At 41.3% G+C, this 18,247-nt stretch carries 20 protein-coding genes and 1 other annotated feature (1 of these 21 only partly in view); of the genes, 16 read left to right on the top strand and 4 right to left on the bottom strand.

What is annotated here, in order from left to right; genetic code table 11:
- Window positions 1-47 (top strand) — a binding site (T-box leader) (it extends 216 nt beyond the left edge of the window).
- Between the two features lie 72 nt (window positions 48-119).
- On the top strand, window positions 120-2,564 hold the full coding sequence (leuS, locus tag AB3N00_RS17710; RefSeq protein ID WP_413035741.1) for a leucine--tRNA ligase: 2,445 nt from the start codon (window positions 120-122) through the stop codon (window positions 2,562-2,564).
- Here the strand turns inward: leuS and comER are convergent.
- Window positions 2,545-3,390, bottom strand: a complete 846-nt coding sequence (gene comER / locus AB3N00_RS17705; protein WP_413035740.1) for a late competence protein ComER — start codon at window positions 3,388-3,390, stop codon at window positions 2,545-2,547. The two genes, leuS and comER, sit on opposite strands and share 20 nt — an antisense overlap.
- A gap of 187 nt (window positions 3,391-3,577) precedes the next feature.
- On the opposite strand from comER, the gene AB3N00_RS17700 reads away from it, so the two are divergent.
- The 6 genes from AB3N00_RS17700 (at window position 3,578) to AB3N00_RS17675 (ending at window position 9,300) form a co-directional block, all read left to right on the top strand.
- Window positions 3,578-4,159 carry a ComEA family DNA-binding protein gene (locus AB3N00_RS17700; protein ID WP_413035739.1) on the top strand — a complete coding sequence of 194 codons (582 nt, stop codon included), beginning with the start codon at window positions 3,578-3,580 and terminating at the stop codon, window positions 4,157-4,159.
- Window positions 4,160-4,273: 114 nt separating this feature from the next.
- Window positions 4,274-4,795, top strand: a complete 522-nt coding sequence (locus tag AB3N00_RS17695) for a deoxycytidylate deaminase (RefSeq protein ID WP_413035738.1) — start codon at window positions 4,274-4,276, stop codon at window positions 4,793-4,795.
- 167 nt (window positions 4,796-4,962) lie between these two features.
- Window positions 4,963-7,779: a ComEC/Rec2 family competence protein gene (locus AB3N00_RS17690; RefSeq protein ID WP_413035737.1), complete on the top strand. Its 2,817-nt coding sequence runs from the start codon at window positions 4,963-4,965 to the stop codon at window positions 7,777-7,779.
- Window positions 7,772-8,044: a hypothetical protein gene (locus AB3N00_RS17685; protein ID WP_413035736.1), complete on the top strand. Its 273-nt coding sequence runs from the start codon at window positions 7,772-7,774 to the stop codon at window positions 8,042-8,044. The genes AB3N00_RS17690 and AB3N00_RS17685 overlap by 8 nt, the downstream gene beginning before the upstream one ends.
- Window positions 8,045-8,231: 187 nt before the next feature.
- Complete coding sequence (locus AB3N00_RS17680; protein ID WP_413035735.1) at window positions 8,232-8,819, top strand: hypothetical protein; 588 nt, start codon at window positions 8,232-8,234, stop codon at window positions 8,817-8,819.
- A 43-nt stretch (window positions 8,820-8,862) separates the two neighbouring features.
- Window positions 8,863-9,300 (top strand): HTH domain-containing protein, encoded by a 438-nt coding sequence (locus AB3N00_RS17675; RefSeq protein WP_413035734.1) that lies wholly within the window; start codon window positions 8,863-8,865, stop codon window positions 9,298-9,300.
- Between the two features lie 290 nt (window positions 9,301-9,590).
- Here the strand turns inward: AB3N00_RS17675 and AB3N00_RS17670 are convergent, their stop codons facing one another.
- On the bottom strand, window positions 9,591-10,178 hold the full coding sequence (locus AB3N00_RS17670) for a hypothetical protein (RefSeq protein ID WP_413035733.1): 588 nt from the start codon (window positions 10,176-10,178) through the stop codon (window positions 9,591-9,593).
- Window positions 10,179-10,698: 520 nt separating this feature from the next.
- On the opposite strand from AB3N00_RS17670, the gene AB3N00_RS17665 reads away from it, so the two are divergent.
- The 4 genes from AB3N00_RS17665 (at window position 10,699) to AB3N00_RS17650 (ending at window position 12,456) form a co-directional block, all read left to right on the top strand.
- Window positions 10,699-11,253 carry a hypothetical protein gene (locus AB3N00_RS17665; RefSeq protein WP_413035732.1) on the top strand — a complete coding sequence of 185 codons (555 nt, stop codon included), beginning with the start codon at window positions 10,699-10,701 and terminating at the stop codon, window positions 11,251-11,253.
- A 74-nt stretch (window positions 11,254-11,327) separates the two neighbouring features.
- The gene (locus AB3N00_RS17660) at window positions 11,328-11,513 is read left to right on the top strand and encodes a hypothetical protein (protein ID WP_413035731.1); all 186 of its coding nucleotides are present in this window, start codon (window positions 11,328-11,330) and stop codon (window positions 11,511-11,513) included.
- Between the two features lie 200 nt (window positions 11,514-11,713).
- On the top strand, window positions 11,714-12,181 hold the full coding sequence (locus AB3N00_RS17655; RefSeq protein WP_413035730.1) for a hypothetical protein: 468 nt from the start codon (window positions 11,714-11,716) through the stop codon (window positions 12,179-12,181).
- Window positions 12,151-12,456 (top strand): hypothetical protein, encoded by a 306-nt coding sequence (locus AB3N00_RS17650; RefSeq protein WP_413035729.1) that lies wholly within the window; start codon window positions 12,151-12,153, stop codon window positions 12,454-12,456. Before AB3N00_RS17655 ends, AB3N00_RS17650 begins: the two co-directional genes overlap by 31 nt.
- Window positions 12,457-12,770: 314 nt before the next feature.
- Here AB3N00_RS17650 and AB3N00_RS17645 read toward each other — a convergent pair whose 3' ends face one another.
- Window positions 12,771-13,133 carry a DUF3221 domain-containing protein gene (locus AB3N00_RS17645; RefSeq protein WP_413035728.1) on the bottom strand — a complete coding sequence of 121 codons (363 nt, stop codon included), beginning with the start codon at window positions 13,131-13,133 and terminating at the stop codon, window positions 12,771-12,773.
- 110 nt (window positions 13,134-13,243) lie between these two features.
- Here AB3N00_RS17645 and AB3N00_RS17640 point away from each other — a divergent pair, with 110 nt between their 5' ends.
- Entirely contained in the window at window positions 13,244-14,512 is a 1,269-nt protein-coding gene (locus AB3N00_RS17640; protein ID WP_413035727.1) for a S1 family peptidase, read from the top strand.
- A 192-nt stretch (window positions 14,513-14,704) separates the two neighbouring features.
- Here AB3N00_RS17640 and AB3N00_RS17635 read toward each other — a convergent pair whose 3' ends face one another.
- The gene (locus AB3N00_RS17635; RefSeq protein WP_413035726.1) at window positions 14,705-15,109 is read right to left on the bottom strand and encodes a hypothetical protein; all 405 of its coding nucleotides are present in this window, start codon (window positions 15,107-15,109) and stop codon (window positions 14,705-14,707) included.
- A gap of 146 nt (window positions 15,110-15,255) precedes the next feature.
- Here AB3N00_RS17635 and AB3N00_RS17630 point away from each other — a divergent pair, with 146 nt between their 5' ends.
- The 4 genes from AB3N00_RS17630 to AB3N00_RS17615 all read left to right on the top strand — a co-directional run bounded on the left by AB3N00_RS17630 (window position 15,256) and on the right by AB3N00_RS17615 (window position 18,183).
- Complete coding sequence (locus tag AB3N00_RS17630; RefSeq protein WP_413035725.1) at window positions 15,256-15,444, top strand: hypothetical protein; 189 nt, start codon at window positions 15,256-15,258, stop codon at window positions 15,442-15,444.
- 429 nt (window positions 15,445-15,873) lie between these two features.
- Window positions 15,874-16,440 (top strand): hypothetical protein, encoded by a 567-nt coding sequence (locus AB3N00_RS17625; RefSeq protein ID WP_413035724.1) that lies wholly within the window; start codon window positions 15,874-15,876, stop codon window positions 16,438-16,440.
- Window positions 16,441-16,442: 2 nt separating this feature from the next.
- On the top strand, window positions 16,443-17,078 hold the full coding sequence (locus AB3N00_RS17620; RefSeq protein WP_413035723.1) for a hypothetical protein: 636 nt from the start codon (window positions 16,443-16,445) through the stop codon (window positions 17,076-17,078).
- 340 nt (window positions 17,079-17,418) lie between these two features.
- Window positions 17,419-18,183 (top strand): TniQ family protein, encoded by a 765-nt coding sequence (locus AB3N00_RS17615; RefSeq protein WP_413035722.1) that lies wholly within the window; start codon window positions 17,419-17,421, stop codon window positions 18,181-18,183.
- Window positions 18,184-18,247: the final 64 nt, after the last annotated feature.

Here is an 18,247-nt window from a genome sequence, read left to right as displayed (position 1 = left end):
CCGCTAACTAGGGTGGTACCACGGGAATTCAACCTCTCGTCCCTAGCGCTGCAAACGCTACGGGATGCTGAGGTTTTTTTGTTGCAATAAATGTGAATAACCAAGAGGAGGAACAATAGATGAGTGAGAATCACCAGCCGAAGCACGGCTACCAGCCGCAGGTTATGGAGAAAAATTGGCAGCAGTACTGGGACGAGAACAAAACGTTTAAAACGGGTGAGGATCCGGGTAAACCGAAGTTTTATGCACTGGATATGTTTCCTTATCCATCCGGTTCAGGTTTGCACGTAGGTCACCCGGAAGGTTATACGGCAACGGACATCGTTTCACGTTTCAAACGTATGCGCGGTTACAACGTGCTTCATCCAATGGGTTGGGATGCATTTGGTCTGCCTGCAGAACAGCACGCATTGGACACGGGTGAACATCCACGGGAGATCACTTTCCGAAACATCGACAACTTCCGTCGTCAAATCAAGTCTCTCGGTTTTTCGTATGACTGGGATCGTGAAATTAGCACAACTGACCCGGAATACTATAAATGGACGCAGTGGATCTTCATTCAGCTCTACAAAAAAGGCTTGGCATACGTGGATGAAGTGCCAGTTAACTGGTGTGAAGCCCTGGGTACGGTACTGGCTAACGAAGAGGTTATCGACGGCAAGAGTGAGCGTGGTGGACATCCGGTTGTTCGCAAACCGATGCGCCAATGGGTTCTGAAAATTACAGAATATGCTGAACGCTTGCTGGAAGATCTGGAAGAGCTGGACTGGTCCGAAAGCATCAAGGATATGCAGCGTAACTGGATTGGTAAATCGACTGGTGCTGAAGTTGTATTCGCCATTGAGGGCAGTGAAGAAGTCATCAAGGTGTTTACAACACGTGCAGATACCCTGTTCGGTGCCAGCTTTGCTGTTCTTGCTCCTGAGCATGAATTGGTAGAGGCAATTACAACAGCGGAACAACGTGAAACCATTAAGGCATACCAGGAGCAGGCTTCCCGCAAGAGTGATCTGGAGCGCACAGATTTGGCCAAGGACAAAACGGGGGTATTCACTGGTGCCTATGCGATCAATCCGGTCAATGGTGCCAAACTGCCTATCTGGATTGCGGATTATGTTTTGGCAGGATACGGTACAGGAGCTGTTATGGCTGTTCCGGGCCATGATGGGCGTGACTGGGAATTTGCGAAGCAGTTTGGTCTGGACATCATTGAAGTTATTCAGGGTGGAGACGTGACACAAGAGGCATATGCCGGAGACGGACCGCATGTGAATTCCGACTTCCTGAACGGACTGAATAATGAAGAGGCCATTGCAAAAATGATTGCCTGGCTGGAAGAGAACGGCAAGGGACAAGGGAAAACAACATACCGCCTGCGCGATTGGTTGTTCAGTCGTCAGCGTTACTGGGGAGAGCCGATTCCGATTCTGCACCTGGAAGACGGAACGATGAAAACCGTGCCAGAAGATCAACTTCCATTGCTGCTGCCGGATATCGACCAAATTAAACCTTCGGGTACTGGAGAATCACCACTGGCGAATGTAACCGATTGGGTAAATACGGTAGATCCTGAAACGGGAATGAAGGCACGCCGCGAGACCAATACGATGCCGCAATGGGCGGGCAGCTGCTGGTATTACCTGCGCTTTATCGACCCACGCAACGATAAGGAATTGATCTCCCAGGAGAAACAGCAGCAATGGCTGCCGGTTGACCTCTACATCGGAGGAGCCGAGCATGCCGTGCTTCACCTGCTGTATGCTCGTTTCTGGCACAAAGTGCTGTATGATCTGGGCGTGGTTAGTACCAAGGAGCCGTTCCACAAACTGGTGAACCAAGGTATGATTTTGGGAACCAACAATGAGAAAATGAGTAAGTCCCGCGGCAATGTCATTAACCCGGATGAAATTGTGAATGAATTCGGAGCGGATACATTGCGTCTGTATGAAATGTTCATGGGACCTTTGGAAGCTACGAAACCGTGGAATGCAAATGGGGTTGAGGGCATGTACCGCTTCCTGTCACGTGTATGGCGTCTCTTCATCAACGAGGATACTGGGGAGATCAACGACAAGATCACTGTGGATGGTGGAACGGAAGAATTCAAACGCACCGCTCACAAAACGATCAAAAAGGTTACGGATGACCTGGAACATCTGCGTTTCAACACAGCGATCAGCCAACTGATGATCTTCATCAACGATGCTTACAAAGCAGATACACTGCCGCGTGAAGCAATGGAAAACTTTGTACAGCTGCTGTCACCACTGGCACCACATATGGCGGAAGAGCTGTGGAGCCGTCTTGGACACGAGGGAGGAATATCCTACGTGGCTTGGCCAGAATATGACGAGTCCATGACGGTGGATGCCGAAGTGGAGATCGTAGTTCAAGTAAACGGTAAAATCGTAACCCGTGCCACGATTGCGAAGGATCTGGATGCGCAGGGCATGCAGGACTTTACGATGGAACTGGCGCCGGTTAAACAGGCTCTGGAAGGCAAGACCATTCGCAAGGTCATTGCCGTTCCAGGCAAACTGGTTAATATTGTTGCCGGTTAATCTCACCGGCTCTGAATAATTCATCCAGCTTTAACAAGTCTTCTTCATACTTGTCATGGGTCGTATGAATGAGGCTGTCGAATACACCGTCCAGGCTGACCTTCATTAAGGCAAGTGCCTGTGCGGTAATGCCTCCGGGTACTGCAACGCGAGCCTGAAGTTCTTGGGGTGTATATCCTCCTTCCGTGAGCAGCTTGCCTGTTCCAAGGAGCATTTCACCCGCGAGAGCGCAGGCATCTGCGCGTTTGATCCCTGTAAGTTTGACGGCACTCTCGATCCATTGTTCCAAAAAGAAGGATATGAATGCAGGTCCGCAGCTGGAAAAGTCGGATGTGATCCGGGTGCAGGCTTCCTCCACCTGATAGGGTTTGCTGAAATGACTGAGAAGCCCTTCCAGAACGGAGCGGTCTTCCGTGGTCATGCGCTCGCCGTGAATGCATAGGGATGCTCCGCTGCCGACCTGGTGCGTAACACTGGGAATAACCTTGGAGACTTTGCAAGGAAGTGAAGATTCCAGATGGCGCAGCTGCACGGGACTCGTAATCGAGACGATCATGTGATTGGAATTCACAACAGGCAGGATGTCGTCAATAACATGTTTGAACTCGAGCGGCTTCACGCACAAAAATATGATATTGCTTCGGATGACAGTTTCCCGATTGCTCTGCGATTCATGCAGGCCAGGGTAACGGAGGGATAACTGACGTACTTTGGAAGGGGTCCGATTGCTTGCGGCGATCTGCCGGGGCTCCAATGCTCCGGATTGGATCAAGGCATAGATCAGCAGGCTTCCCATGCTGCCGGTTCCGATAAATCCAACCTTCATTGTTTCAGGCCTCCTTTCATGCTTTACGGTACTGGCGCAGTTCGTTCCCTCTAGTCTATGCATCAGGACTTGTATGACATGACATGAAAAAAGAAAAGCTGAATTTTTCACCAGCAACATTCAACGGTTCGGAAGCACCGCCCGTTTTCAGAATGAACTATTTTGAAGACAGGGAAGGTGTGGAAGCATGAAATGGAAACAGGCAATAACCATTGCTGCTGCGGTGATTGGAAGTGCATTGATATTATGGTCGGGCAAAAGTGAACAGCCTCCTTCTGGCTGGAAACCCATGCAGCTCGGCACCGAGACGCCGACGATAGAGCAGGAACCTTCTGCTGTGCAGTCGGCTGTTTTGGGTGGTGGGGAAGCAAAAGCGGCGGCAGATACGGATGCAAAGAAGGCAACGGATGAAGCTGTTTCTCAGGAGCCCGAACAGGTGGATAAAGGGGTAGTTAAAGAGGCCGATTCGAGCAGTACCGTGGGTGGATCGGACACTTCATCAGCAACGACTTCTGCAGCGGAAGTTGTCCCGGAAAATAATCAAACGGCTCAGCCTGTACAGGATATGGATAACTGCAAGATTGATGTTAATACGGCACCTGCTTCCAAGCTTACAGAGCTTCCGGGCATTGGAGAGAAAAAGGCACAGGCCATCATCGATTATCGGAATGCCCATGGTCCGTTTACCAAAGTCAGTGATCTGACGAAGGTCAAGGGAATCGGGATGAAGATGTTGGAGAAGATGGCTCCATATGTCCAGATCCGTTAATTAATTTAATACTGTGATGAGTACGTTAGAGTAAACAAAGGTTTTCTTACGTTAAGTAGCTGGATGAGTATTTTGCTAAAGATAAACTTAAAACGAACGGGAGAGGAAACGATCATGAGTACAGCAGACGTACGCAAAGACTGGGATACTTATTTTATGGATATCGCATATATGGTCTCAACCCGTTCCCGCTGTTCACGCCGTCATGTCGGAGCTGTGCTTGTTCAGGGCAAAAAATTGCTTGGAACAGCGTATAACGGAGCACCCATGGGCGTCCCCGACTGCTCGGAAGCCGGATGCATGATTTCAGAAGAATATGAGCTTGTTGTAACCGATGGTCAGGAGGAAATGGTCAAAAAGCAGCGCTGTATTCGTACGATTCATGCGGAGCAGAACCTGCTCTTGTTCACCGATCGGATTGATCGTGAAGGTTCATCCGTGTACGTGACGGATGAACCTTGCTGGACTTGCTCCAATATGCTCGCCAACAGCGGCATTACGGAGATTGTTTTTCATCGCCCGTATCCCAAGGATACAGGCAAAGTAACACGCATGATGGCCCAGAAGGGAATTACGTTTCGCAAGCTGGAGAATTACCAGCCGCCCCGTGAGACCATGATGACCATTAGTGATTAACGGATGATTATGCAGGATAAACGAATAAACGTTAAAAAGTAGGTAGGTTACTACGTTTTAAAGTTTAATAGCAAGTGGATGCGGTGGGAAGAACCCCCGGTTTAGCTGTTTCAGCTGCCGGGGGTTCTTTGCGTTGGTTGCACTGGAGGCTTAGAGGGGGATGGAGAATGAAAGGCAGACCTTTGTTAGTGTTCACCGTCTGTTGGTTGTGCGGCAGCGGAATGGCATGTGCTATGACAGGATGGACTCTCCTTTGGGGAATGGTCGGCGCACTCGCCTGTTTGCCGTTCTTGCTTCGGTGGATCGGCATGCGGGGCTGGGCCATCGGGGTATTTATTGTGGCACTAATCGGTGGTGCTGTGCACTGGGAGTGGAATGAAGCCCGGAATGTGAGCAATCTGCCCGAGATTACCAAAATAGCGGCTGAAGATCTGGATGGGTACTCAGCTACGCTTCATGGAACACTGGATTCGGATGTTCGAGTTGATGGTGATCGGGCAGACTTTCAAATACAGATGAACTCAATAGAGCCATTGTCAGGTGCTCAATCCGGAACTGCGTCAGAGGTCCTGCGGGTGGCCCAAACGAACGAACGTCTGATGGTACAAGTACGTTTGGCTGAAGAAGAAGAACAGCAAGTTGTGGCGGGATGGCGGCGGGGGGACGCTATCACGTTAACCGGAGTACTGACACTTCCGGGAGAAGCGAGGAATTTTGGTGGCTTTGACTATCGGAATTACTTGAAAACACAGTATATTCACTGGCTATTCAAAGTAAAAGGAGCCAGTTCGGTATCAACGGTTTCTCCTGAAGGGATGGGCAAGTTCAATATACTGCGGTGGAATGACCTGATCAGAAGTAAATTGGGTTCTGCTGTAGACAGACTGTTTCCAGAACCTCACGCGGGTTACTTGAAAGGTCTTATTATAGGTATGGCAAGCGATATCGACCCCGATACCTATGGCCAATTCTCACAATTGGGACTTACGCATATATTGGCCATCTCGGGCACTCATGTGGCGGTATATGTGGCATCGCTGTTACTCCTTTTGTCGTGGCTAAGGTTAACCCGAGAGACGTCACTCACCATTGTCTTATTACTGATTCCTGCATATGTGCTGTTATCTGGTGGTTCACCTTCAGTCATTCGAGCGGGGATTATGTCCATGATCGGTTTATATATGGCACGGCGAGGGCTGGCCAGAGACGGACTGCAGATGATCAGCGCAGCAGCCTTGATGATGATGTGGTGGAATCCGTATTTCCTGTTAAGTGTTAGCTTTCAGCTATCTTTTCTCGTCACTGCCGGGCTGATGATCTACATGCCTCTCATAAACCGGTTATTTAATGGTTGGCCCAAAGCCCTTGCAGCAACAGCTTCAGTAACGGTAACCGCGCAGCTTATTTCTTTTCCGGTAACGATATTGTATTTCAACCAGTTTTCACTGCTTTCTTTTGTCGCCAATTTTCTGCTTGTATCCTTGATTAGCGCTGTCGTATTACCGCTTGGCACGGTCGCTCTCTTATTGTCATTTCTATGGCTGCCTCTTGCCAAACCTCTTGCCTGGGTTGCGATTATGCTAAACAAAGTAACATTTGTGAGTGTGGAATGGATGAATAGTTTACCGGGATTTGTCCTGATCTGGGCCACGCCTTCCTTGCTGTGGATTGCAGCGTATTATGCCATACTGTATGCACTCTTGTTTCTTCTTCATCGAGGAAAGGGAGAGATTCCGCAAGCTTCGAATATGGAAGAAGACACCGCGCCTCTGGTTCGTACACATCGTGGTCAAGGTTTGCCAGGAGCAGCACAGTCCGGGGGATTGAGCGAACGAATGGATCGGGATCGGCAAGGTGAAGGCCAACAGGTTCGAAGTAATGGTTCTGGGTCTATGACGACACTAAGTGCAAGCATTGCCTGGCCGGAGTATACAAGTGCGTTTACTGCGCGAGGTGCCGGCTACTATATGGGTGAACGGATGAATTTGTTCCATAAAGGGATGTGTGGTTTACTGGCACTGCTTCTTGTAGTGGGATTGGGTTGGGCCTACCGGACACCGCAGATTGCTGGTACTGGTGTTGTTCAATTTTTGGATATTGGCCAGGGGGACAGCACACTGATAACTACACCTGGAGGGAAACATATTTTGGTGGATGGCGGGGGAACGGTTAGCTTCGGCAATCAGGAATCCTGGAGAATCCGGCGAGATCCCTATGAAGTGGGTGCCAAGGTAGTTGTACCTTTATTGAAAAAACGTGGTATTCATCGATTGGATGCGGTCATTCTGACTCATGCCGATCAGGATCATGCCGGAGGGCTGCAGGCAGTGCTTGAGCAGATTCCGGTTGAACGTTTCATGTTTAACGGTACAACGAGTGGCAAAGACAATTTTGAGAAGTTGCTGGATACCGCAGTGGAACGCAGTATTCCGTTATATGCCATCCAACAAGGGATGTCATACGCAGCAGACGAAGAAACCGTGCTTTATTTTATATCGCCTGATTTGGATCATTCACTGAAAACGGGAGGCAGGCTCCCTGTGTCTGAACATCAGAATCATGATTCGGTTGTTTTCCTGCTGGACATGGCTGGAGCATCACTGTTATTTACAGGCGATATGGATGCGGCAGCAGAACAAAATCTGTTATACATGATTCAAGACGGGTCTCTTGCAGCTTCTTTCAAACAGGAGTCAGATTCGTTCTCATTGCCAGCTGTTGAGAATTCGGTCGATGTGTTGAAGGTGGCGCATCATGGCAGCAAGACATCGTCGACAGAAGCCTGGCTGCAGTACTGGCATGCCAAATCAGCAGTCATTTCAGCAGGAGCTAACAATACATATGGACATCCCAACCCCGGAGTGCTTGAGCGACTGGAGGCTGTGGGTTCACAGATTTATCGAACGGACCAGATGGGCGAAGTCCAGATGAGAATAAAAGACGGGCAGATTGATGTGCGTTACAAATTGAGCATGGATGAATGATGAATTTTTGTGTAGTGCAGGAGCAATGGGGATGCTCGGTGACTTTATTATGGGAGTGTTTAATAATGTATCTCACCTTGAAGCAAAACTACTTATATTTAGGACAATTATTGATTGTAGAGATGGATTTGGAGAGTTGAGGAGACATTTGAAGGAACTTATGTCGAAGGAATACGATGTTGAGAATTTATCACATTATTTCATGCTTATTTTAGAAAAAAAGCGACATTACTGGAATATCGTGATGATTATGAAAATTCAATAAGACACTATGATTTTATGGAAGCTCTTGCAATATTGTACTAACAGAGTCTTGATTTTAAGTGTATCATCTCAAGTAAAAGATCTATTTTTATTAAAGAGTTAAAAATGCCGATAAAGAACGAAATCCAATCAATCATGAATGCGGGTATTACATTTTTACTCGTCAGACTATGAGGGGATTAATCAATATGAAAAAAATTAAAGTAACACATGCAGTAATTGTGCTGATTTTAGCCATTGCCGTCGGATTCGGCATTTCTGCAAATAAAGTTGAGATATCTTCCCATGTATCAAGCAAGTCCACAGTAACGCCTTTTAAATTTACGGCCAGTGCCCTGAAGAAATCATTGGAAGAGGGTGGTTATAAAGTTCGTAATGAGTGTTTACAAACGCTTGATGCGTATGTCGGGATCTACCAGCAAGGTAATCTTGAAGTTCGATTTGATATATACCATACTCGTGATGATGATCAGATTGATTGGGTCGAGATTCTTGTGGATGCGTCAGGGTATATCGATCTAAACAATCTTGACGCACCAACGAACCCAAAGTTAATTGACGCAACAACAAAAGCGGCTGCGCAAGTTTATAAGTCCCCTTTCTTTAGTAAGGATTCAGAAGAGTTTAAAACCTTGGCTACGTGGGTGGATTCAAATGCTTCAAAAGCAACAAAGAAAGGCAAACTTATTGAAACGAAGATAGGAGACTTATACTTCACAATGTACGGACAACCGTATATGCGTTTTTTAGAAATTACAACAAAACCGAAAGAATAAAATATGATGAGAACTTAAGTTGGAAATAACCCAGATTTAGGAAGTGATAGTATTTCTTATCATAAATTCAAGTAATTCAGATGGTGAGCCATTTAATAAGCTCTTAGAAAAGGTTATTGTTACTTACAAACTCTCAACGCAAACTTTAATGTCTAATTGTAGTGAGGATATGATTTTAGGTTTATTAAATGACACTTTAGATATAACGAATTATTCCCAAAGTGTCATTTCAGAATTTCAACAATTTATAGTGTTGCTATCCTTAGGTTTTGAAAGCATAGGGTCTAATGAAAGAGTCAGGGGAGTAGTGGATCATTTAATTCAAAATTTGAATTTTTCTGCGGATTCCCTGGCTCTTTTTTCAAAATTAGAAACACAAGATGTTCACCATTTCCTCGAGAATCCAGAAACTCTGTCATTTGAGAAACGTTATAATTTAGCAACCAGCACGTTATTTCTTCATTATATATGTAAACCCTAAATACAAATAAGCGATAGTGGAACATACTCCACTATCGCTTACTTTAGTTCATTCATGTTTAACCGTCTAATAGGTGGCATACACTCTTGTTGGTCAAACTGTGCTAATCGAAACGTAGGTCTTGAGAAGAAAAATTAACGCAATTCAATGCTCGAGTACTGCTTATGGAGTAATAACCTTATTTTGATTACGGGTTCGAAAATTTAAAGTTTATATAGATCCCCCTCATAGAGGGGGATTAATTTTGTTCTTTGTGAATACGTTTAAAAGTTAGATTTAGTTTTTAACAATTATTTCCTTGAAATAACTATCTCCTTTAAACGGGTTAATGATTGTCCAATTTTAACCATATACTCTATCGCTTTATCTTTGCTGATAACACTGATTGGATTAACATTATTGATTGATTTTGCATTCTTCTTTTCAATAAGAATCATGTAATTTCTACCTTCCTTATCAAAATTCAATGAATAAAGGAAATTGTTTTCCTTATACTCAGCTTTTGTTTTATCATTTATGGTGATCGTCCTACGCTTGCTTAAATCTGACCGTTCTATTTTTGGATTAACATGAATTCGAACTTTCAGATCTTCACCTACGTATTCCGTTGTCAGAACATTGCCACCACCAAGAATGCGTATACTTTCCAAATATGATTCCTTGGGTAACCATTTTGGTATTAATACAGGATTTGTAGATGTTAAATTTTGATAATCTTTAACTGCTCCATTTAGTGAATCAAAATACGTAATCGGATAGTGACCATCTTTATCAACTTTAGGTAATACAGCTTCAGAATACGCACTAATGGAAGGGATTATCCCTGTTATCCCAAGCCCAATAAGTACTATTAAGCACTTCATCATTATACTTTTCATAAATACTCTCCTTGAAACTATTGAGTTATTTATCTGCTTTTCTCGATATTTTTATTCATAGCGCTAAAAAGAATTAAGTATATGGAATATTCAGAAACTGAGGAGCGCTTATTATGAAACAAATACGCAATCAATCCGGGTTGATTTTTGATGGAGGGACTTCCTTTTACAGGCAAATCAACGAATGCAAGAATAGTATTCCAAGAGTTTGAACGAAATTCGATATTGAATTTCTTGACAACCATCATGTTCTTTCCTGTAGTGTTACAATGCCATATGGTACTTACGCGTGTACGGAATTAAACCAGTAGCTTCAATTGGTTGAGGAGCAGCTTGTTACCGATGGTCGAAAAGGAAGTAGTGCCCAAATCGAACTCGGAATTCCGGACTTGCCCGTAATCATTCATTGTAAACATCATTTCAATAAACGAAGAAGCAGCTAGCAAAGGTATGGAGAGGCTGATGATCGCTAAATCATCTATACTGGATGAAAGAAATTACATTTGAAAGGAGTTTGTACTTGGACACAATCATGATAAATCCGCTTGTTGGCATCGGTCCTTTTCGGCTGGGGATGTGCAGGGAAGAAGTCGAGCAAACTTTTCGGAATCTGGACCGTTTGAGAGCTAATGATGACAATCCAGTTAATCCCAGATATGTCGAAATGTTATTTATGCGCGAACATTTCGAATATGATTCCAGTGGCAGGGTGAAGTTTATTCAGCTGATAAACCCGAATTATTCGGGACAATTCCACATTCCCTGCTTGTTTCAAACCGTCGACGTTTTCACGACCAAAGCAGAGGATTTGATTCACAGACTTAGTAAAGAGTATCCAATGGTAGGAGATGCCGATCCAAGAACTGGATGTTCTTTTGTAATTCCTGAACTTGAACTGAGCTTCTGGCGGGAAGGCATAATGAATGATGAAATCATAAATGATCCAGCTTTTCTGGAGATGAGCGAGGAAAATCAGGAGCTGGAGAAGCGGTATTTCTATTTTACGACCGTCTCGATTGGAGCACCGGGATATTTTGATATCATGAAAGTCTACCCAGCAGAATCACTAGACTAGGTTCTTGGGAGAAATCTTTCAATATATTAATGTACAAGAATGATAATTGAAGTGTTCTTTGGAGGATGGAGCAAATGAAACATGTTAAACTTGCCCTGTTTGGAGTTCTTGTCATTAGCTTTGTTTTATTATTGGGGATTCGGTTCATAGGCTTCCCTGTACCCATAGTTATTGAGCATTCAAATATCCCCATAGAGAACGAAACAAGGTATCATGAGGAAGGAAACTCGAAGGCTCAAATAATCTGGTGGGGGGAATAGCCGATATATCCAGGGCAAGTGGGAGCTATACATTATGGCTGTTGTTTCAACTTATGTAATATTTTTAGTATTTTAATAGGAGAATTTACATATGAAAGAAGCTTTCTCAAAAAAATGGCTGGTTGTACTACTGACATTGGGAATTTGCAATTTCGGCTTGTGGTTCTAAAGAAAAGCAACCAGCGGAACCTAAAGAAGAAGTGAAAGCAGAAGAGCCTAAAAAAGCAGATGGTTATAAGGCGGACGACGTTTTTACTTGGTTAAAAGACTCAGGGTTGGTTGTAAGTGAAGCTGAAGATGTAACAGCAAAATATGAAGGTTCTGAAGGCTTAGTGAAGGCATTAAAAACAGATGAAGTCGATATCATGGAATTCGAGAAAGATGATAATGCAGCAAAATATCATAACCCTGATATGAATTCGTACGCAGTAAAAAATATCTATATTCTTATCAAAAAAGGACAAGATAACGGTGAGAACTTCCTGAAAGTTTTAGAATCAGGTAAAGCATTAACACTACAAACATCTTACGCTTCAAAAGAACAAAAGAAAGTGGCTGATTTGATGGAAAGCGCTGCCGATTTCTTGCCAGTAGTCGAAGGGTACTCTGCTTTACCAAAAGACCAAAAATCTTCAACTTGGGATACCTATATGGTGAAAAAATCGTAAACTGGTCCGGAATTATTGCTGATTTAGAAGCTATCGGAGACACTATAGTTGTATACGGCGGCGATAATTATAACGGTGAAGATTGGGCAACTATCAGTACTGAAAAAGTGGATATGATGTCTTATACATTTATTGTTGAACTTAAGGGTGGTGAGACCATGAAAGATGGTTTGAAAGAAGGAGACAAAGTGAAATTGAAAGCATCTCTTGATTCGCGTGGTGACAAAGAACTGAAGTATAACTGGAAACTGTATGAAGGAGAGATAGTGAACTGAGAGTACACAAAAAAGCAATGTTGCTATGTCAGCATTGCTTTTTTTGTGTCCCCAGTATGAGCGCTATCTTTAGGATTAAATTTCCGATAGGTGAAGGCAGTTGAAGCTATTAGCTTTAGGTAGACAGGGGCGTCTATTGTATATTACGAGCTATATATGTGCTGAGTTGTACACAATTTTGATGTTAATTTAATAAATGATATGTATCAAGAACAAAAAACCACGATTCAAGTCCATCAGTAGAGGAATTGGATCGTGGTTTTATTTCAAAAATTTTTATAGTGATAATTAGGAATCAGATTTTGGTGTGTATCTTATTCATCAATTTTTTCAATACTGATAACTGTCCTAATAGGCGGCAAGGACTCTAGTTGGTTAAAGTCGGCAGTGATTTTGACTCGTTGTCCTATATCTATTGATTCATAATCCTTTTTGTCAACAAAATAATACGAAGCCTCCGGCTGGTCTTGTGCTAGTTCGATAAAATCATCAAGATCACCATTCTCCAAATCTTCCTTACTTATATTTTGAAGAACAAGAAATTTGTACTCGTCATTTTCAACTGTTTTAAATACTAAAGTACCCTCGTAAATTGGATAGTTCTCTTTTTCGTCCTCGTTAGAACAGCCAGAAAGTACAATCATACTAATTAACATAAAAAGTATTATTTTCTTCATAGTGAACCTCCTAATGATATGAAATGAAGTTGTTCCCTTGTTTTCTAAATATAAACTATGTTAACCTGATTATTGGAAAAACACAAATTATTACTAGGAGGTAAATTCATATGAATAAAGTATTTTATGTTTTTCTATCTGTTTTTAGTTTTACAATTCTGATACTCTTTACTAACCAGCAAGCGCATGCAGAAGTAGATTCGAAAGAACTAGAGAAAGAAATATCACAAGAACAAATATCAGCAGAGATGGACGACATTATGATCATGCAAAATGAAGTAGCTAATATATTAGGTAATTATGAAGAAATTCAGAAATATGGAACCGTTCACATCGATCGGACTAACGGGTTTAAAATTGTTATCGGTTTTAAAAATGAGGACAGTACTACAAGTGAAATTAAAAATATTTTGTCCGAAAAACTCAAAGATAAGATTAAATTTGTTGTTACGGACACTACTTATAATGAATTGATGCAGATTAAGGATAATATTTTTGACAATCGTGCAAATTTAGAATCAAATGGTCTTCACATTTCTTCGGTTGGGGTCGATGAAGAAAACAACAAGGTCAATGTAATCCTTGATGAAGTGGATAATTTAGCGATTTCATCTCAATTGTTTGTTGATAATTTTGCAAAATCTGCTCAATTATTCGTAGAAGATTACGAAGGTAGCGAGAAATTTCTAAACATTATTTTTGACCCGGAAGCCAAAAACTATAATGAATTCTCGCGAGAAGATAATCATCCTATTTTAGGAGGCGGCATTGGAATACAGAGGACAGGGATTGGCTCGTGTTCTACAGCGTTTACTGCTACAAAAGGAAGTACAAAATTTTTAGTTACGGCTGGTCACTGTCTTGAGGGTGATGGATCAATAGTAAGACAATGGAGTAGCAATGTGGGCACAGATCATATAAGTTATCATAAATCCCGAGGTTTCGACATCGGATTAATTAATGTAACTAATTCGGGTAGAAAAATATCGAACTTTATATTTGCCAATGCCAATACTAACTATGATGCAAAGTACACGAACTCAGGTTCCTTCTTAATGAATCAATATGTGTGTAAATCAGGGATTAAGACTGAGTATACTTGCGGTCAAGTACAGGAAACGAGCACAAGTTATACAGATAAAGATACAAAGATTATAACGAAAGACGTTGTGAAAATTTATGCAACGGGCAATACTAAGGATTATTCTCAAGGTGGTGACAGTGGATCAACTACCTGGGCTGGAGAAGTATTATTAGGTGTGCACAGTGGTGGTGGAGATTCAAGTACACTTTCTTGGGGATTTGCTGCAAAAACAAGTAAAGTAGCTGAACATTTTGGTTCAGATTTTACTATCTATAAGTCATCCAACCCACTTTGATTAAAATTAAGAAGTACAAAATAAACAAAAGTGATGCTGTGATGTCAGCATCACTTTTTTATTTGTTAGTCTACTCAATCATCTATTTCATAGTAGTTATAGAAGCCTTCATAGAAGCAAGCGTTGCTTAGGAACGTTGTCTTGATATCAGTTTAATATAAAGGTTGATCTTCTATAATTGAAGAGATGCAATCAATTCATCGAATCAAGGAACTCATTTTGAATCCACGGCTCGATCTCCCTTGGATTCTTAAATAGCTTTTTGGGCATATCGTTCACGAGTAAATAAAATTCATAATCCAAATCATTGATTTTTATATCTATGATTGTTTCACCAATCGACAATCTTATCTGGAACCGGTGTAGTCTTTGATAATCAAAATCATGTTTTCTTGCCCAGGTATTTAAGTGTAAGAAATACGATTCTGCTACTTCCATTGACTCTGACCCAAGTTCGGCTAGGTGAGTGCAGAATGCTCCATATATAGCAGGATCACCATAGTTTTTCCACCAGGAAAGATTAAGACGAGCAAGCTCTTTGATAAGTTTGTGGGTATTCTTTTTCTTTATATTAGTTGGTTCTAATTCAAAATCCATTTAACTTGCTCCTTCTAAGTGTCAGATGATGTCATGCTTATATATAATGTTAGTATGTACCATTTCAGCAACATATATTTCAACTTACATTTTTATCCTACAAAATGGTGTAGTACACTTATAAAAAACGAGGGGGATTATTATGCGTGGAACTTCTATATGAAGCTTCACATTTTGAAAAAGCCATCCAAAATCAATGGCATATTATCGTCTATCAGCAAGATGAGATTTTGGATGAAGGGGGAATCATTGAACGTCAGACATTAGAAACTGTTGTTATTGGGGGAAATCACTATATTAAAAAGAGTTGTCAGTTTATTGCTAGTAACAATTAATACATATTAGAATATGAATAAAATCATAATTAACATTGTCGTGCAGATCTCAGAGTAATTAACTCTGAGATTTTTTGTGTATGGATTAAAATAGTGATGAGCTTATATTTGCTTAGCGTTCTCTACCGTATGGTAATTATTTTCTCGTGACTGGCTATTCTTATTTTCTAGATATTATTTTAGTTCTTTTAACAACTATTAATCCAACGTAGTGTTTAAATAAAATATGTTTTGTGGATTTGATTCTTTTTATGAATTCAATTTTCGTACAAATGTATTTTAAAACTGACAAAAACTACATAGAATTTTGTTAAATCTTCTAGTATTATCAAATTTCTGAAATTACATCTAAGATAAACATCAGGAGGAAAAAATGAAAAAGAACTCAGTGAAATTCAAAGTAGCATTAATAACAGCTACTTTGATGCTATGCTTACTACATTAGCTTTAGCCGACACAGGACCTGCTCACATTATGAAGGGGTCCATAGTAGGAGGAGCAAGTGAAATCACCTACTGGTACGATTCTTCAGTTACAAATTATGGTTTTCAAGGATCGTTAGACAATGGGATTGCGGAATGGGACGCAGCATCCAGTAAAGTAGGATTCAAAAAGTCTAGTACTGCCTCAGCAGCAATGAAAGTATACGTGGGTTACAATGCTCTACCTGACGGGACTTATGGTGAAACTACGTACTGGAACTATAACTGGCTGGGACAAGTGGAGCAGGTTTCTGCGCCTTACATTCAGCAGTTAGGAGATTCTTTTGAGCAAGCAAGAATAGTCTTGGATCACGGAAATCAAGACGAAATGGGTTTTGACTATACACATAGATATAAGACCTCTGGACATGAGATTGGGCACGTTCTTAGTTTAGCGCACTTCGAAGATAGTCCAGCTCATCTGGATAAGAATTGGATGACTTCGGGCAAAATCAGTTTGACAAAACCAACGAGTACAGATTTAGCACATCTTAGAACAAAGTGGGGATGGTAAATATGCGTAAAAAATTATTTATATCAGTTGGAATTGTAGCAGCCTTGTGTATTGGTGGATACATCTATGCCGACAATACCTTAGAAAATGAGATCATTATCTCTGCAGATCATATGATCTATGATAATTATGACATGATCTCTGATGATTCAGAACTGATACTTGAGGTGAAAGCTACTTCAAACAAGGAAAATGTGATTAAAGATTTTGGAGATTACTATACAGGTCACACCGTTACTGAGGTGAACATAAATCAAGTTTTTAAGAGCAATGGAGTTGATTTAAAACCTGGTGATAGTATTAAAATTTTAGAACCAACATATACTCACGATCAGCCAGGAATAAGTCTAGGAACGATTATATATAATTATGAGGATTATACACCTTTGCAAGAGGGCTTGGACTATGCTGTATTTTTAAAATGGGATGAGCAGGATCAAGGTTATTGGATTAGAAGTTTGGAACAAGGAAAATTCAATATCCCTGCCGCAGACACGACTAAAGTGAGTTCTAAAGCTTCATTATCTGCAGATGTAACCGAACAGCAAGGTATTGATGTAGCGGAAATCAAAGCTACTGAGGATAATGTTCAGTATCAAAGTTTAAAAGAAGATGTATTAAACAATCTCTATAAATAACGCTTCCTGAGGTAGTGTCCAATAGTTGATGATATATCTAGCCGCTCTTTTATAAGAGCGGCTCTTTTCATCGACAAATTCCAAACAGGCAAGTGTTATCATTACTATGGCAATGATAACAGTCGTAGAATCACAATTATTCTCACATGTAATGATAAAATTTGCAGAGAAAAAGATATCGAACAAATGTGAAAAAGCTTATGTTCCAGGAATTTTTTTCTATTTGATGATATACAGCGAATGGGATTTCCCTAATTATTGAAAACAGCGTTTTTGATAAAAAGTGCACTATTTTCATATAATAGCTCTCATTAAATTAAAAAGAGAGGTAAATATGGAAATGAACACTGTATTGGATATTGAGAAGGATGAAAGTTTGGTAAGTTACGTATTGCGTTTAATCTACGCGAATGGTTATACAAACATCAGAGGTTTTGCCGAAGATTGGGTTGCGAGCAGTTCGGATATCCGAAACAATATTTTTAACCGAACGGCATCGGAAGCTATAAAATCTTGGTCAGACATCCCCCTTTATAAATTAGAAAGTCACTGCCACAACAAATGGGGAAGGGTACCTAAACTTATAATGCGAAATGCGGTTAAATACTGCGGTTCTTGTGTTAAGCAACATGGACTATATCATCAAAGTTTGTGGAATGTTGAACCGGTAACAGTTTGTCTTGAACATAATGAGCTACTGCTTGATTATTGTTATCGTTGTAAAAAGAAGATTATGATGGATCATTTTATTATGGGTGTCTGTCCTCACTGTGAAGGGATATTTTCATATGCTAGCGGACCAACGATTTCAGATCCGCTAAGCTTGCAGGCGCAGGAATGGTTTCAATCCATGATAATCTCTGGAAATGCGGGATCCGATAAATTGCCACTTTTAAAAGGAATCAAGTTGAATGACTATCTTACTTTATCTAATCGACTGAGTCATTTATTACAAGGAAGTCCCAGTGTCGTTGACCAAAGCTATGTTTTAAATGCATTTAAAAATACAAAAAATATCAGTCTAACAATGAGAGTTCTTATCATCTTCACACGAATGTCTACCAATTGCCCGATGCTTTCCCGGTTAATTTTAAAGATGCAATGAAAAGCATAAGTAATTTATAACCTAGAAAAAGAAACCCAAAAATTAAGGTATGCCTTCAGTACGA

It is taken from the genome of Paenibacillus xylanilyticus (assembly GCF_047246825.1).
GTDB classification, from domain to species: domain Bacteria; phylum Bacillota; class Bacilli; order Paenibacillales; family Paenibacillaceae; genus Paenibacillus; species Paenibacillus xylanilyticus_B.
This window is presented reverse-complemented; position numbering and strand designations above follow the sequence as displayed.